This window comes from Corynebacterium breve, from assembly GCF_030252165.1.
Classification (GTDB): domain Bacteria; phylum Actinomycetota; class Actinomycetes; order Mycobacteriales; family Mycobacteriaceae; genus Corynebacterium; species Corynebacterium breve.
In genome coordinates, this window is the sequence record NZ_CP126969.1 from 237,767 (window position 1) to 252,688 (window position 14,922).

Consider the following 14,922-nt stretch of genomic DNA (forward strand, 5'->3'; position numbering starts at 1 on the left):
TGTCTGTCCGGTGGGGTGCTAGGCCCGCACAGTGGTTGCCGTTTGTTGGCTTTGCGACGACCTGCGGGCCGGTAAAACGGCAGTGTTTGTTCGGTGGGGTGCTAGGCCCGCACAGTGGTTGCCGTTTGTTGGCTTTGCGACGACCTGCGGGCCGGTAAAACGGCAGTGTTTGTTCGGTGGGGTGCTAGGCCCGCACAGTGGTTGCCGTTTGTTGGCTTTGCGACGACCTGCGGGCCGGTAAAACGGCAGCAATTGTGCGCTGAAGGCGCCTAGTAGTAAAACGGGAACTGGTCCCAGTTTGGGTCGCGCTTTTCTAGGAAGGAGTCGCGGCCTTCGACGGCCTCGTCGGTCATGTATGCAAGACGCGTTGCTTCACCGGCGAAGACTTGCTGACCCATGAGGCCGTCGTCGAGAAGGTTAAAGGCGAATTTGAGCATACGCTGGGCGGTAGGGGACTTTCCGTTGATCTCGCGGGCAACCTGAATCGCCTCGGCCTCCAACGAGCCATGATCCGCGACGATATTGACAGCACCCATGCGTTGCATCTCCTCTGCAGAGTAGGCGCGTCCCAGGAAGAAGATTTCGCGGGCGAACTTCTGGCCAACCATCTTGGCTAGGTAGGCGCTGCCGTAGCCCGCGTCAAAGGAACCAACATCGGCATCAGTCTGCTTAAACTGCGCCTCTTGGCGCGAGGCGATCGTCATGTCGCACACCACGTGAAGGGAGTGGCCGCCACCTGCAGCCCAACCATTGACCACCGCGATAACAACCTTTGGCATAGTTCGGATTAGCCGCTGCACCTCGAGGATGTGCAAGCGCCCGCCCTCGGCCTTGACACGCGCAGAATCCACGGTCTCCGCGGTTTCGCCCTCGGCGTATTGGTAACCGGAGCGGCCGCGGATGCGCTGATCGCCGCCGGAACAAAATGCCCAGCCGCCGTCTTTGCCGCTTGGTCCGTTGCCGGTGAGCAGCACCACGCCCACGGAGGGATCCTGGCGGGCGTGGTCGAGCGCGCGATACAGCTCGTCGACAGTGTGGGGGCGGAAGGCGTTGCGCACCTCGGGGCGGTCGAAGGCGATGCGGACGATGCCGTCGGCGCGTGATTCGCCAACGTGGCGGTGGTAGGTGATGTCTGAGAAGTCGAAGCCTTCCACGCTGCGCCATTGGGCGGGGTCGAAGGGCTGTTCGGTGGAGTAGTTCATATCGACCAAGTCTAGAACAGCGATATAGGCTGGCCACCATGATCACCGCCGACGATATTCTCGACCGCGCCCATGTTGTGAGTTTGCCGATGGAGGTGCGCTTCCGTGGCATCGACTATCGCGAAGCATTGCTCATCGATGGGCCGGCAGGCTGGGGCGAGTTCTCGCCGTTTTTGGAATACGGCCCGCAGGAGGCTGCGGCGTGGTTGCGTTCGGGGATCGAGGCCGCGTTCGAGGGGCTGCCCGAGGCGGAAGGATTCGTCGAGGTTAATGGCACTATCCCGGCGGTTCCCGCGACGCAGGTTGCGGAGGTGATGGCGCGCTATCCGGGCGTGCGCACGTTTAAGGTGAAGGTCGCAGAAGCGGGCCAAACACTTGACGACGACATCGCGCGCGTCAACGCCGTGCGCACCTTGATGCCAGAAGCCTCGGTACGAGTCGATGCTAACCGAGGCTGGAGTGTCGCCGAAGCCGTTGAAGCAGCGCGCGAGCTCGGCGAATTGGAGTATATGGAGCAGCCGTGCGCCACGGTGGAGGAGCTGGCCGAGCTCAGGCGACGTGTGCGCACGCCGATTGCCGCTGATGAATCTATTAGGAAGGCTTCGGATCCCTACCGTGTTGCCGAGCTTAACGCCGCCGACGTTGCCGTGGTCAAGGTTGCGCCGTTAGGAGGGGTGCGTCCGCTGATGAAGATCGCCAATGACCTCGGTCTTTCACTTACGGTGGCTTCAGCGCTGGACACTGCCGTAGGGATGAACGCAGGGCTTGTTGCGGCGAAGCTGACCAACTCGCGCGCGGCTGGCCTGGCAACGCAGCGTCTGTTCGTCGAGGATGTCGCAGAACCACGGGAACTCGTTGACGGTTGCTTGTCAGTCGCCCCGACGATCCCGGATCCGGCACGCCTTTCCGAACTTCGCGCGGATGCTTCACGACGAGACTGGTGGTTCAACAGGGTACGTGAGTGTCTGAAGGTGCTGGAGGGTTAAGTCCCAGCTGGTTGCTCGCTCATTCTCAGGTGCAGCACAATGCAGTAAGTATTGTTTAACGCATGGATGATCAGACTCGTCAGTTTGGCCGGAACGACCCCTATGAGGACCCGCAGCGGCCGCAGCAGCAATTCCCACAGGGGCAGGATCAAACGGCATACCAACCTGCGTACCAGCCCGAGTACCAGCAGCAACCCTACGAGGAGCCGTACCAGCCGGGTGCTTCGTCGTATAGCTATGAGGAGCCGAAGAAGTCCAACGTCGGCGGTATTGTTCTCGGCCTGCTCTTTGTGCTCACCTTGCTGGCAGCAGCAGTGCTGTTTTTCATGTGGCGCGGGGCCGCGGAGAAGGCGAACCAGCCACCGCCGCCGCCGGTGACGGTCACACAAACCACCGTGGAAACCACAACGAAGAGCGCACCGATCATTCCGACCGATCTGTTCCAGCGCGACGAAGATGGCAACCCAGAGCTTCCGAGCGAGATGCCGTCCGAAATCCCATCGGAGATTCCTCCCGAAATCTCCGATGGTGCACAGGATGCCCAGGAATGGCTGGACGGGCTGATCAGCGACCTCGAAAGCGCGGTCGGTAACTAGCCGGTAACTAACTAGGTCAGGTTGCGTGCCCGAGTAAGCTAGCTGTCATGTCTGAATCCATGGCTTTGGCCACGCATGTCGCAGAAGTTCTGTCCCAGCACGTCACTGATGTTGTGGTCAGCCCCGGATCTCGCAACTCGCCACTGACCTTGGCTCTGCTGGCGCGCCGAGATATGCGCGTACACATGCGTATCGACGAGCGCTCCGCCGCCTTCACAGCCCTCGGCTTGGCGCGCGTGCAGCGCAGGCACGTCGGTGTGGTGATGACTTCGGGAACCGCCGTGGCGAACACATACCCGGCGGTCATTGAGGCGAACATGTCCCACACGCCACTTGCCATCATCAGCGCCGATCGCCCGGAACGACTGCTGGGTACTGGAGCCTCGCAGACCATCTGGCAGCAGGGGATTTTCGGGCGCTATGCCGAGACCCAACAGGTGGCAAGTATCACCGACCCTATGAGCTTCGATGCCGACCAGGTGCATATCAACGTCGCACTGGATACCCCGCTGGTGCCGTCCAAGCTTCCTGAACTCTCGGGCACGCCACGCCGCGTTGGACCTGGTCGGCTCAGCACATCTCCAGCGTTTGTTGACCACGGCGAGATTCCGCTCGACTTATCCAAAGACACGCTGGTCATCGCAGGTGATGAAGCGTGGGAGGTCCCTGGCCTTGAGCACGTTCCGACGATCGCCGAACCCACGGCGCCCACTCCTTTCCATCACGTGCATCCGTTAGCGGCGCGCTTCTTCGCCCAAGAGAAGGTGGCGATCAGCCACGATGGCGGCGACTTTGCAGCGTCGACCAAGCCCGAGCAAGTAGTCGTTGTGGGCCACCCGACGTTGCACCGCGACGTCATGTCTTTGATGGCCGACCCTGCGATTGAAGTGATCGGGCTTTCGCGCACCGATACGTTCACCGGCCACCCTGATAAGCACGCGACGCGCCTTAAAATCACGGGTCAACCTCGCGACAGTTGGCTGAAAATCTGCGACGCAGCAGGTGACGTGGGCGCGCAAACCGTGCGCGATGCGCTTGACGACGACTCCTTCGGATTCACAGGACTCCACGTCGCTGCAGCAGTCGCCGACACTTTGGGAGTGGGGGATAGCTTCATCGTGGGCTCTTCCAACCCGGTGCGCGACGCAAACTTTGTCGGGTTGCCGTTCGACGGCGTAGCCACCTATTCGGCACGTGGGGTAGCGGGCATCGACGGCACCGTATCCCAGGCCGTCGGCGTTGCGTTGTCCACTCAGTCACTGCACCCCGACGAGGTCCGCGCGCCGCGCACGGTGGCTTTGATGGGCGACTTGACCTTCTTGCACGACATCAACGGCCTGTTGATCGGCCCTGACGAGCCTCGCCCCGGCAACTTGGTTATCGTCGTGGCCAATGACAACGGCGGTGGCATCTTCGAAGGACTTGAGATTGGTGCCCCCGAGCTCCGCGATCAGTTCGAACGCGGTTTCGGCACCCCTCATGATGCAGATATCCAGCAGCTTTCCGAAGGCTATGGCGCCACCTATCGCCGCGCTGACAACCTGCGAGAATTACTCGAACTGCTGATGGAGCAAGTCGAGGTACCAGAGCCAGTGCTGGTCATTGAGGCAGTTACGCAGCGTGATACCCGCCGTGCGTTGGCAGATCGGTTGCGAAAGTAATGCTGCGCCGCCGACTACACCAGCTCATCATGGTGCTCTACGCCTCGGCGATGCTAGGAAGCGTCGCGATGGTGATGGGGCCGGTGATCAACGATGTCGTCATCATGAGCGATCCAGGCAGAGGGATGGCGACAGTTACTGGTGTCAGCCCAGTGCGCACGGCCGTTGATTACCAAGATGAAACGGGGCGTTATCACTCGCCACCCCAGGGCCTGCTGTATCCGACCGGCTTGGGCGAAGGACAGCGCGTCTGGGTGACCTATGCGAAGAGCAATCCCGATTTGGTCAAAGTGGAAGGGCGCACGTGGCGGCTCGCCGTAGTTCCAGCGCTATCGGTCGCGGTGGTCTCCACTGTGATCGCAGCTGCAGCATGGGTGGCGGTCACCAGGGTGAAAACCGGTCGCAAGGCTTCGTCGTAAAGAATTCACTTTCTGTTTTCCACAGATAAAGCAATAGTTTGAACTGATAGGAGATGATGTCCCTTATGCGTGTTGGGATTGTAGCCGAATCATTTCTTCCGAATATCAACGGTGTGACTAACTCCGTTCTGCGTGTTCTGGAGTATTTGAAGGCACACGGGCACGAGGCGATTGTGATCGCTCCTGGTGCGCGTGACTTCAAAGAAGAGGTTCCGGATTACCTGGGCTACCCAGTCTTGCGTGTCCCAACAGTGAAGATTCCAATGGTGGATTCCCTTCCCGTCGGCGTTCCTACCCGCGCGGTGCATGAAGCGCTGGCTGAGTTCAAGCCTGAGGTCGTTCACCTTGCCAGCCCGTTCGTGTTGGGCGGCGCCGGTGCTGTGGCCGCGCGTCAGCTGCGCCTTCCGATGGTCGCCCTCTATCAAACCGACGTGGCAGGCTTTGCGACGAAGTACAACTTCACGCCACTTGCCAACGCCGCGTGGGAGTGGACTCGAACCCTGCACAACATGGCACACATGACGCTCGCGCCCTCATCGCTAACCATTGCAGAGCTGGAAGAACACGGAATCCATAACATCCACCACTGGGGTCGAGGCGTGGACGCTGAGCTTTTCCACCCTGCGAAGCGCTCCGAGGTTCTGCGTCGTCAATGGGATCCGACCGGCAAGAAGAAGGTCGTCGGTTTCGTCGGTCGCCTCGCAGCAGAGAAAAGTGTTGAGCGTCTCGCGGTGCTAGATAGGCGCCGAGACCTGCAGTTGGTCATCGTCGGCGACGGCCCTGAGCGCGATTCTTTGGAGGCAACCCTGCCCAACGCGATCTTCACCGGAGCGTTGCGTGGCGAGGAACTTGCCCGCCACTACGCCAGCCTGGACCTGTTCGTGCACACCGGCGAGTTTGAAACGTTCTGTCAGGCAATCCAAGAAGCTCAAGCATCGGGCGTGCCGACGATCGGCCCCCGCGCAGGTGGCCCAGTCGACTTGGTGCAGGAGCGCTACAACGGATTGCTGCTGGATGTGGACACTTTCGAGCGCGAGCTCTCAACCGCAGCAGACTGGCTTCTGGACGACCAGCGCCACGCCCAGCTCAAGGACAATGCGCGAAACTCCGTGGCGAATAAGACCTGGGAAGCACTGTGCGAGCAGCTTATGGGCTACTACGGCCAGGCGATCGATGCTGCGAAGAACCAGCCCCAGACAATCTTTGGTCCCAGGCCCGAGCTACCAGCATGGGCTACTAAGGCGCTGGGGCGTCGACCAGCTTAAGCAGCAATAGGCTCAGGCGCGCGGACGAGGTGGCGTGCCTGTTTTGCCATGTAGACAATCAGCGCCACCACTATCAAGAAATCCACCACGATATACACGGCGTGCATGTAGCCAAACGGGGCAGATTCGCCGGCGATTACCGCCTCAGTGCGAATGTTGAGCAGCGGGCGGATGATGGCAACTTTGGCCGCCAGCAGGGCGACGAGACTCCACACCCACGTCCACGCAGGCTGCACGTATTTCGTGCGCAGCGTAGCAACGACGATTAAGGCCGCCAGGAGAATCTCGCACGCGTTCATGGCGGTGAATACCAGTTTGCCGATGCCAAGCCCCAAAGGAATCGTGATCCCGGGAGCCTGAAACTTCAGAGGTGCTTCGAAACCATCGATGGCGATGATAATCCCCAACCAGATTGCGGGGAGGAAAAGGCGCAGGCTCAGGTCCAGTTTCTTCATAAATCACATCTTAAGCGTATGCCCGACGATCCCGGAAGCTGCGTCAAAGGCGTTCTCCATTACACTTGGCAAACATGGCCAAGGCAGATCTGGAGAAACAACCCTTCGACGTTGCAGGAATGTTTGACGATGTCGGAAAGAACTACGACATCACGAACACGATCCTGTCTTTCGGCCAGGACAAAGTGTGGCGTCGCAAGACACGTGAACGTCTCAACCTTAAGCCTGGGCAGAAAGTCCTTGACCTCGCCGCTGGCACCGCGGTAAGCACCGTCGAACTGACGAAGTCTGGCGCATGGTGCGTGGCGTGTGATTTCTCACAGGGAATGCTCGAAGCCGGCAAGGACCGCGAAGTGCCCAAGGTCGTCGGCGACGCCATGCATCTACCGTTTGCTGATGAGACCTTCGATGCCGTCACTATTTCCTACGGGCTGCGCAATATCCACGATTTCCGCCAAGGACTGCGCGAGATGGCGCGCGTGACCAAGCCTGGTGGCCTGCTCGTGGTCAACGAGTTCTCAACTCCGGTAGTGCCTGTGTTCTCCACGATCTACAAGGAGTACCTCATGCGTGCTCTCCCGGCGATTGCCAAGCTTGTCTCATCCAATGGTCCTGCCTACGAATATTTGGCGGAATCCATTCGTGCCTGGCCTGATCAGCGCGAACTGGCCAACGAGATCAATGCCAACGGGTGGTCCGATTGCGGCTGGCAGAACCTAACTTTTGGCATCGTCGCGATGCACGCGGCGACGAAGCCGCAGTAAGTCTATTCCACCGACCACAGGGGAGTATCTCGTCGGAAAGCGGAGACCGCTTTTCCTGCCGTGCGCCAGGTGCGCGCGATCAGGTCGCGATCCTCGTCGGTGATCAGGTTGCCCATCAAGCGAGCGGCGGCTGGCATGAGCGCAGCGCCCACGGGCCCGCGCAACGCGACCGGACCTGCCAGCGGCAAGAACTTCGGGTAGGTCAGAAGTCGAGCGGCGGTGCGCGCCAAGACAAATGCCTCGCCATACGCCTCGCGCAGAGCGAAAGGCCAGGTGAGGGTGAAATCGGACTCGGTTCCTAGTCGGTTTACCGCCATCTGGGCGGTTTCCAGCCCGTAATCGATGCCCTCGCCGTTGAGCGGGTTGACGCATGCGGCAGCATCTCCGATCAGCATCCAGTTGGCGCCGGCGACATTAGACACAGCACCTCCCATCGGCAACATTGCCGAGGTCACGCGCTGCTCTGGTCCAAGGTCCCATTCCTCGCGGACATGCTCCGCATATTGGCTGAGCAACTTCTTGGTATTGATCTTGGCGGGACGGTCACTGGTCGATAGCGCGCCACAGCCTAGGTTCACTTCGCCGTTGCCAAGCGGGAAGATCCAGCCGTAGCCGGGTTGGATCTCGCCCTCGGAATCGCGCAGCTCGACGTGGGAGTGCATCCATGGCTCGTCGGAAAGCGGAGAAGCGCAATAAGAGCGCGCGGCGATGCCGTACACCTCGCCCTTGTGCCAGGTGCGACCGAGGAGTTTGCCAAACGGGGAGCGCACGCCATCGGCGACGATGACCCACTTCGGCCGAATTACACCTTGAGGTGTGACGATCCCCGTGATGCGTCCGTCTGTGAACTCTACGTCGGTCGCAGGGCAGCCCTCCCAAACTTGGGCACCGGCGGTGCGAGCTTGATGGACCAAGGCATCGTCGAAAAGCTCGCGTGGCATTGCGGAGCCTTCCTGTCCATAATGTCCGTCGGGCCAAGGGGCGGTGACTGAGCCACCGTAGCCGTGGAGCTTCAATCCGTTGTTGCGGTATTCAGGTAGGACATCAATGATGCCAAGTTGGCGCAGCGCATGAACTCCGCGCGGGGTCAGTCCGTCTCCGCACGTCTTGTCGCGGGGGAAAGTCGCGCCGTCCAGCAAGACAACATCTAGACCTCTTCGGGCGGCTGCCAGCGCCGCAGCAGCGCCCGAAGGGCCCGCGCCGACTACTACGCATTCAAAGTTCATACTCACCAGGCCCATTGTGCCAGACGAGGTTTTTGCCACCCTAGGGTGATGGAACGGTGATCTTTGGACTACGGTTAAGTGCAAGATTAACTGTGGGAGAAATGAACAGCGCATGCTGCATCATTTCTCCTCTGAATTTGACTATTGATTTTGACTACGAGGACTTCATCGATGACTCCTGGCACGACCCCGTCACCCCGCAGCGTTCCACGCGTGGAGCTTGGCGACGAAGCCCTGACCGAGCGTATCCACACCGGTATGCGCGAAGTGGAAGAACTGCTGGTCCGTGAACTTTCCAAGGGTCCTGATTTTGTCAGCGAGAAGGTGCTCCACCTGGCTCAAGCCGGCGGAAAACGCTTCCGCCCGTTGATGGCGCTTTTGGCTAGTGAGTACGGCCCACGCCAAGGGTCCGAAAATGTAGTGAAGGCTGCAGCCATCGTGGAGATGGTGCACTTGGCCACCCTTTATCACGACGACGTGATGGATGAGGCCGACAAGCGACGCGGGGTAGAGTCGGCCAACGCCCGTTGGGGTAATTCGGTTGCCATCCTTGCCGGCGATATTTTGCTCTCACACACCTCACGTTTGATGAGTGAGCTGGATACTGACACCGTGGCCCACTTCGCTGAGACCTTTGGCGAGCTGGTGACAGGTCAGATGCGGGAGACCATCGGTGCAGGAGACAGTGACCCGATCGAGCACTACATGCAAGTGATCAAGGAAAAGACCGGAGTGCTCATCGCCTCTGCAGGCTATTTGGGTGCGCGTCATTCCGGTGCGAGCGATGAGATCGTCTCCGCGATGTACCGCCTTGGTGGTGATATCGGCATCGTCTTCCAAATCATCGACGACATGATCGACATCTTCTCGGACGCGAAGGAGTCCGGCAAGACCCCGGGCACAGACCTACGCGAGGGAGTATTCACCCTCCCGGTTCTTTATGCGCTGGAGGAGGACACAGCGGTGGGCGAGGAGCTGCGCGGCATGCTCACCGGCCCGCTTACCGACGATGCTGAAGTTGCACGTGCGCTTGAACTCTTGGCCCGCTCGACGGGTCGAGAGCGCTCGATGGAAGTTGTTTACAAGTACTTGGCTGAGGCCGACAAAGAGATCGCATTGTTGCCTGAATCTGCCGCTACTACCGCTTTGGGAACGCTGGCGCGCTACACCGTGGACCGTGTAGGTTAACAGGCCCTGAAAATAGGCCTGTTACCTGCCGATTTGCTATAGTGCGGGGAGTCTCATGTAAGGTAGTTCACGCACTCCAAACGAGTTCCGCCAGGTTGTCCGAGCGGCCAAAGGAAGCGGACTGTAAATCCGCCGGCTTATGCCTTCAGAAGTTCGAATCTTCTACCTGGCACCACCAGAAAGCACCCACTGCACGCGCAGTGGGTGCTTTCTTTCGTGCTGTCGGGAACTTTCACAGCTCGTGGGGTATTACATAGTCACGAAGCGCGAACTTGCACCGAGTCGTTATGCGCTGCGCAAACGTTCAGTGGAAAGTACTCTAAGCGGAAAGTCGACACCGGATGAATCCACCAGAGAATTCGCGACAAGTCATGTCCCTACAGCAGGAGATTTGAAAAAGTATGAACCAGCCGTGGCACCTCGCAATCGATTTTGGTACCAGCAACACTTCAGCTGCACACACAGCGCCTATGAGAGGGGAAGTGGAAACACTGGCGCTTAGCCACCGGTCCAATTTGATGCCGACCGCCGTGTTCGTCGATAAGAGCTCGGGCGCGCCGCAGTTCGTGGCAGGCGATAACGCACTGGTTAATGGTCGGCGTGAACCCGGGAACCTAGTAATGAGCCCGAAGCGATTCATCGACCACGATGTAATTAAGGTCGGCGGCGACGACATCTCGGCAGTAGAGATCAATGCCGCTGTCTTCTCATCGGTGCTGGAACGAGCCAAGTCGCAACACAGCGGCACAATGCCGGCGACTGTGACGCTGACGCACCCTGAAGCCTGGTCGCCCCACGCTGTAGGAACCCTGATCGATTCCATCTGCGCGACCGGCATCGCTCGCGACCAGGTCCTATTGATTTCGGAGCCACGCGCGGCGTCAATCCACTATGCGGCTCAACAAAAGATCGAGGCAGGCGACCATGTCGCAGTGTTTGACTTTGGTGGTGGCACGTTGGATATCGCAGTACTGCAGGCCAAAGCGGACGGTAACTTCGATGTCGTTTCCACCAAGGGCGACAACTCGCTCGGTGGTCGCACTGTGGACAATCTCCTGTTTCGCTGGCTCATCGACCAGATCGGCAAAGAGGATGCCGACCTCTCGGATTACTTGCACAACGCGCCGATCTCGGTGATGCACTCTGTGACCTCGAATATTCGCGAGGCTAAGGAGATGCTTTCCGACACTTCGTCGGCAACGGTAAATGTGTCAACTCCCGAAGGTGAACACGATGTGCTGCTGACCCGCGATGAGTTCAATGCGATCATCGCTCCGGCGGTAGACCGTGCGGTAGAACTTGCTCAGTCTGCGCTTGAGCAAGCCGGGGCGAACAGTGCAACGCCGATCTATATGACCGGTGGCTCGTCGCGCATTCCGTATGTGCAAAACAGGCTCTTTGAGCTCGGTTCGGTCATGACACTTGATGACCCGAAGACCGTCGTTTCGCGCGGCGCACTCCGTGCAAGCCTGCTCGGATTCACCCACCACGTAGATGGATCGCCCACTCAGGCGCTGCAAAACGCGTCCCCTACGGCCACAGAACCACACAATCCCTTTGGATCGCCGCCTCCAACCATTGCTTCACCAGCAGTGCAGCACGAGGCGTCGGCGACGAGTAGCATGGCTAGCTTCTCGCGGCCGGCACCCGCGTCAGGCAAAGACACCAAGCCGAAGGCCAAGAAGGGGAAAGGTCCACTGATCGCCAGTGCGACAGTAGCCGCAGTCATTGTGTTTGGCGCGGTTGGATTCTATGCCGTCAAGGGTGGCGGCGGGGACGCCCCGCAGCCTGTGTCCGCCGACCTCACGGCGATTGATTCTTCGCTCGTAGAAGACTTAATCGAGGTGGATCCCGTTATTCTCGACACGATGCCTGCGGCCTACTTTGAAAATACCTCGTATTACAGCGAACCCAAAATGCAAACGACCTCGCTGGAGGTTCTCGACGGTTTCCCAGTGCCGGTGTCAACTGGTTCGAGCAAGGAGAACGATTCGAAGCACATCGGCAAGTCGAGCAAGTATTTGGCTACGGGTGAGGACGCCAAGACCGGCTTTGAGTGGATGCGCGACGGAAACCCTGCGACGTACGATTTCAAGGAGCTGCAGGCGCCGAAGAAGAATCGCCCAGGTGTGTATCACTGGGTAGGGCAGCAGGGCACACAGAGCCAGACTGCGATGGTGGTGTACTACCCAGACGCGCAGGTTCTAGCGTTTAACACTGCGATGGAACAGTCTGCTGACGATATTCAGAAGTACGCCGAAGAGGTTGGTTTCATGTAGTCGGAACATTGGACAAAAACCCGCGTTAACCTTACGATTTGTGTTCTATGTAGGTTGCGGGTTAATCTTTCAAAGGCTTCAACGGAGCGGGTAATCGAAAAGAGAATCCACAAGTTCAGAAGCTAAGCCCCCTTAGCTCAGTCGGTAGAGCGTTTCCATGGTAAGGAAAAGGTCAGCAGTTCGATTCTGCTAGGGGGCTCTGTTCTTTGATTAGGACAAGTGGCGGTGTAGCTCAGCTGGTGAGAGCGCGCGACTCATAATCGCGAGGTCGAGAGTTCAAGTCTCTCCACCGCTACCACTACCCAATCAAAAGCGAGTCCTCGTTCGTGGTAGGGTAGGCGTACTACATTTCGTAGTATGCGCCTAGGGGCGTAGTTCAATTGGTAGAGCAACGGTCTCCAAAACCGTAGGTTGCAGGTTCGAGTCCTGTCGCCCCTGCAAAGTTTTAACACCAGAGGAGTGCTGTGAGCGAAGAACAGCCAAAAGGCAACAAGCCGGCTCAGCCGACCGGTAAGCGTCAGCTGAGTGGCGCTAGCACCACCTCCACCTCATCGTATGAGGCAAAGAAGATCGCCCGCACAGACGTGCAGACCGATGAGACTCCGGGGGGCGGCCCAGCGGCTTTCCCGGGTGAAGTTGTCTCCGAGATGCGCAAGGTTGTTTGGCCAACTGGTCGCCAGATGCTGAACTACACGTTGATCGTGTTCGCGTTCCTGATCGTAATGACCGCGCTGGTGTGGGGCGTTGATGCTCTGGCCATGATGGTTGTCGAATGGATCCTGGTTCCGTAAATCCTCCAAGCTTGCATGACCCGTCACCCTTGCTTCAAGGGAAGGCGGGTTAAATTTTTCTGAACACAAGGAAAAATCCGAGTAGTCTTGGTGGGACATCGACCGACACATTCTTCGAATGATTGACACTAAGGGAGGACAACATGAGCAACCAACCTAGCAATACCGAGAAAAAGCTTGTCGACGAAAAGACCATGATCGACTAGGGAGCACCAGTAAACCCCGAAACTGAGCCGGAAGTTTTGGATCAGCCCACCGACGCTGATGAAGAGGACTTTAAGGAGTCCGCCGACGATCCTGCCCAGTAGCGGGACGCCGGCTCGACCTCAAAATTGGTTCGCGCAAGCACCTTCGCTATACTGGCTTCATCATCACAAATGATCCCGTCACCCGGTTCTGGGTAGGCGGGATAATTTATTGCCAAAGCAACCGCTCTCGTGCGCGTACTGTGGATGGCACATAAACACTACTTAACCAAGAAGAAACCATGGGAGAACACCAATGAGTGATCAGCCTCAGGACATCTTTAGCGAAGAAGTCGAAGCAGAGCTTGTCGACGAAAAAGCCATGATCGATGAAGGGGCCCCTGTCTCTCCAGAGACCGAGCCAGTCGTTCTAGAGCAAGAGACCGAGGGTGCCGAGGAAGCGGCAGCCGAAGCTTATGAAGAAGCGGTTGAGGAACCAGCTGAGCAGCAGGCGGATGAGTCGCTGGAAGCTGCCGCCGCGGCAGCCCTAGGCGACGATTCCGAGGCAGAGGCTGAGGCTGAGTACAAGAAGCGCCTGCGTGAATACACTCGCGAACTGAAGAAGCTGCCCGGTGACTGGTACATCATTCAGTCCTACTCCGGCTACGAGAACAAGGTAAAGACAAACCTTGACATGCGTATCCAGACTCTTGAGGTGGAGGACTCCATCTATGACGTGGTCGTTCCGATCGAGCAGGCTCTCGAGCTCAAGGACGGCAAGCGCAAGCTGGTCAAGCGTAAGCTTCTGCCGGGCTACGTTCTCGTGCGCATGGACATGAACGACGCGGCTTGGTCGGTAGTGCGCGAGACCCCGGGCGTGACCTCCTTTGTTGGCAACGAGGGCAACGCGACCCCGGTGAAGCACCGCGACGTAGCAAAGTTCCTCATGCCTAAGTTCGCCCCTGCGGAAGGTGCCGAGGAAGCGACCAAGTCTGTGGCCAACGAAGAGGGCGAGACCGTTGTCGCAATGCCTGAGGAAGAGGTCAAGGTTAAGCGTGCCCACGACTTTGAGGTCGGCGAGGCAGTCACCATTCTCTCTGGTGCGCTGGCAAGTGTTTCCGCAACGATCAACGCGATCGACGAAGAGACCGGCAAGATCCAGGCGCTTGTTTCCATCTTTGGTCGCGAGACCCCAGTCGAGCTGACCGCGGATCAGATCGAGCGCATCAGCTAAGGGCTGGTGCGGCGGGGTGCGGTCGTCGTTAAGTTTTTTGCTTTTCGACGATCGCACCCCGTAGACTTTTCCAACGCGTGTGTTTTTGCATGCGCGTTTCCAAATTTTCATCCCCGGTGGCTGGCGAGATTATGGCTGGCATCCGGCAGGGTTGCGTTATTCATCGTGGCGTAGCCCCTGTACCAAGGAATTGAGGCAATTCGATGGCAAAGAAAAAAGTAACCGGTCTGATCAAGCTGCAGATCGAGGCAGGCGCTGCTAACCCGGCTCCTCCAGTCGGTCCTGCACTGGGTGCACACGGCGTTAACATCATGGAGTTCTGTAAGGCATACAACGCCGCTACCGAATCCCAGCGTGGCAACGTTGTCCCAGTTGAGATCACCGTCTACGAAGACCGCTCTTTCGACTTCATCCTGAAGTCCCCACCAGCTGCAAAGCTGCTTCTGAAGGCTGCTGGCCTGAAGAAGGGCTCCGGCGTTCCTCACACCCAGAAGGTCGGCTCTGTCACCTGGGATCAGTGCAAGGAAATCGCTGAAATGAAGAAGAACGACCTCAACGCTCGTGACATCGAGGCAGGCGCAGCGATTATCGCTGGTACCGCTCGCTCCATGGGCATCACCGTAGACAAGTAAGCAATTTCGTGGAAGGGTCAGGCCCGGCCCGCACCACAA

14 protein-coding genes and 4 tRNA genes are annotated in these 14,922 nt (G+C 58.7%); 15 read left to right on the forward strand and 3 right to left on the reverse strand.

From position 1 onward, the window contains the following. Window positions 1–269 precede the first annotated feature (269 nt). Window positions 270–1,202, reverse strand: a complete 933-nt coding sequence (locus QP027_RS01175; protein ID WP_284825366.1) for a 1,4-dihydroxy-2-naphthoyl-CoA synthase — start codon at window positions 1,200–1,202, stop codon at window positions 270–272. A gap of 38 nt (window positions 1,203–1,240) precedes the next feature. Here QP027_RS01175 and QP027_RS01180 point away from each other — a divergent pair, with 38 nt between their 5' ends. The 5 genes from QP027_RS01180 to QP027_RS01200 all read left to right on the forward strand — a co-directional run bounded on the left by QP027_RS01180 (window position 1,241) and on the right by QP027_RS01200 (window position 6,129). After that, window positions 1,241–2,188 carry an o-succinylbenzoate synthase gene (locus QP027_RS01180; protein ID WP_284825367.1) on the forward strand — a complete coding sequence of 316 codons (948 nt, stop codon included), beginning with the start codon at window positions 1,241–1,243 and terminating at the stop codon, window positions 2,186–2,188. 62 nt (window positions 2,189–2,250) lie between these two features. After that, on the forward strand, window positions 2,251–2,784 hold the full coding sequence (locus QP027_RS01185) for a hypothetical protein (protein WP_284825368.1): 534 nt from the start codon (window positions 2,251–2,253) through the stop codon (window positions 2,782–2,784). Window positions 2,785–2,831: 47 nt separating this feature from the next. Continuing rightward, the gene (gene menD, locus QP027_RS01190) at window positions 2,832–4,445 is read left to right on the forward strand and encodes a 2-succinyl-5-enolpyruvyl-6-hydroxy-3-cyclohexene-1-carboxylic-acid synthase (protein ID WP_284825369.1); all 1,614 of its coding nucleotides are present in this window, start codon (window positions 2,832–2,834) and stop codon (window positions 4,443–4,445) included. Further along, window positions 4,445–4,864, forward strand: coding sequence for a DUF3592 domain-containing protein (locus QP027_RS01195; RefSeq protein WP_284825370.1), 420 nt, complete (start codon window positions 4,445–4,447; stop codon window positions 4,862–4,864). The genes menD and QP027_RS01195 overlap by 1 nt, the downstream gene beginning before the upstream one ends. A gap of 65 nt (window positions 4,865–4,929) precedes the next feature. Further along, window positions 4,930–6,129: a glycosyltransferase family 4 protein gene (locus tag QP027_RS01200; protein WP_284825371.1), complete on the forward strand. Its 1,200-nt coding sequence runs from the start codon at window positions 4,930–4,932 to the stop codon at window positions 6,127–6,129. Here the strand turns inward: QP027_RS01200 and QP027_RS01205 are convergent. Next, window positions 6,126–6,584, reverse strand: a complete 459-nt coding sequence (locus QP027_RS01205; RefSeq protein WP_284825372.1) for a hypothetical protein — start codon at window positions 6,582–6,584, stop codon at window positions 6,126–6,128. The genes QP027_RS01200 and QP027_RS01205 overlap by 4 nt on opposite strands. 74 nt (window positions 6,585–6,658) lie before the next feature. On the opposite strand from QP027_RS01205, the gene QP027_RS01210 reads away from it, so the two are divergent. Then, window positions 6,659–7,348, forward strand: coding sequence for a demethylmenaquinone methyltransferase (locus QP027_RS01210; protein ID WP_284825373.1), 690 nt, complete (start codon window positions 6,659–6,661; stop codon window positions 7,346–7,348). Window positions 7,349–7,350: 2 nt separating this feature from the next. Here QP027_RS01210 and QP027_RS01215 read toward each other — a convergent pair whose 3' ends face one another. Further along, window positions 7,351–8,589 (reverse strand): geranylgeranyl reductase family protein, encoded by a 1,239-nt coding sequence (locus QP027_RS01215; protein ID WP_284826879.1) that lies wholly within the window; start codon window positions 8,587–8,589, stop codon window positions 7,351–7,353. Window positions 8,590–8,745: 156 nt separating this feature from the next. Here QP027_RS01215 and QP027_RS01220 point away from each other — a divergent pair, with 156 nt between their 5' ends. From QP027_RS01220 to rplK, 9 genes are all read left to right on the forward strand, one after another. Beyond that, window positions 8,746–9,762: a polyprenyl synthetase family protein gene (locus QP027_RS01220; RefSeq protein ID WP_284825374.1), complete on the forward strand. Its 1,017-nt coding sequence runs from the start codon at window positions 8,746–8,748 to the stop codon at window positions 9,760–9,762. A gap of 89 nt (window positions 9,763–9,851) precedes the next feature. Next, window positions 9,852–9,937: transfer RNA gene (locus QP027_RS01225), tRNA-Tyr, on the forward strand. 295 nt (window positions 9,938–10,232) lie between these two features. After that, the gene (locus QP027_RS01230) at window positions 10,233–12,041 is read left to right on the forward strand and encodes an Hsp70 family protein (protein WP_284825375.1); all 1,809 of its coding nucleotides are present in this window, start codon (window positions 10,233–10,235) and stop codon (window positions 12,039–12,041) included. Window positions 12,042–12,167: 126 nt separating this feature from the next. Continuing rightward, a tRNA-Thr gene (locus QP027_RS01235) sits at window positions 12,168–12,240 on the forward strand. Window positions 12,241–12,262: 22 nt separating this feature from the next. Continuing rightward, window positions 12,263–12,339: transfer RNA gene (locus tag QP027_RS01240), tRNA-Met, on the forward strand. Window positions 12,340–12,406: 67 nt separating this feature from the next. After that, window positions 12,407–12,479: transfer RNA gene (locus QP027_RS01245), tRNA-Trp, on the forward strand. Window positions 12,480–12,505: 26 nt separating this feature from the next. After that, entirely contained in the window at window positions 12,506–12,832 is a 327-nt protein-coding gene (secE, locus tag QP027_RS01250; RefSeq protein ID WP_284825376.1) for a preprotein translocase subunit SecE, read from the forward strand. A 501-nt stretch (window positions 12,833–13,333) separates the two neighbouring features. Next, window positions 13,334–14,251 (forward strand): transcription termination/antitermination protein NusG, encoded by a 918-nt coding sequence (gene nusG / locus QP027_RS01255; RefSeq protein ID WP_284825377.1) that lies wholly within the window; start codon window positions 13,334–13,336, stop codon window positions 14,249–14,251. A gap of 203 nt (window positions 14,252–14,454) precedes the next feature. Beyond that, window positions 14,455–14,883: a 50S ribosomal protein L11 gene (gene rplK / locus QP027_RS01260; RefSeq protein WP_284825378.1), complete on the forward strand. Its 429-nt coding sequence runs from the start codon at window positions 14,455–14,457 to the stop codon at window positions 14,881–14,883. The last annotated feature ends 39 nt before the right edge of the window (window positions 14,884–14,922 follow it).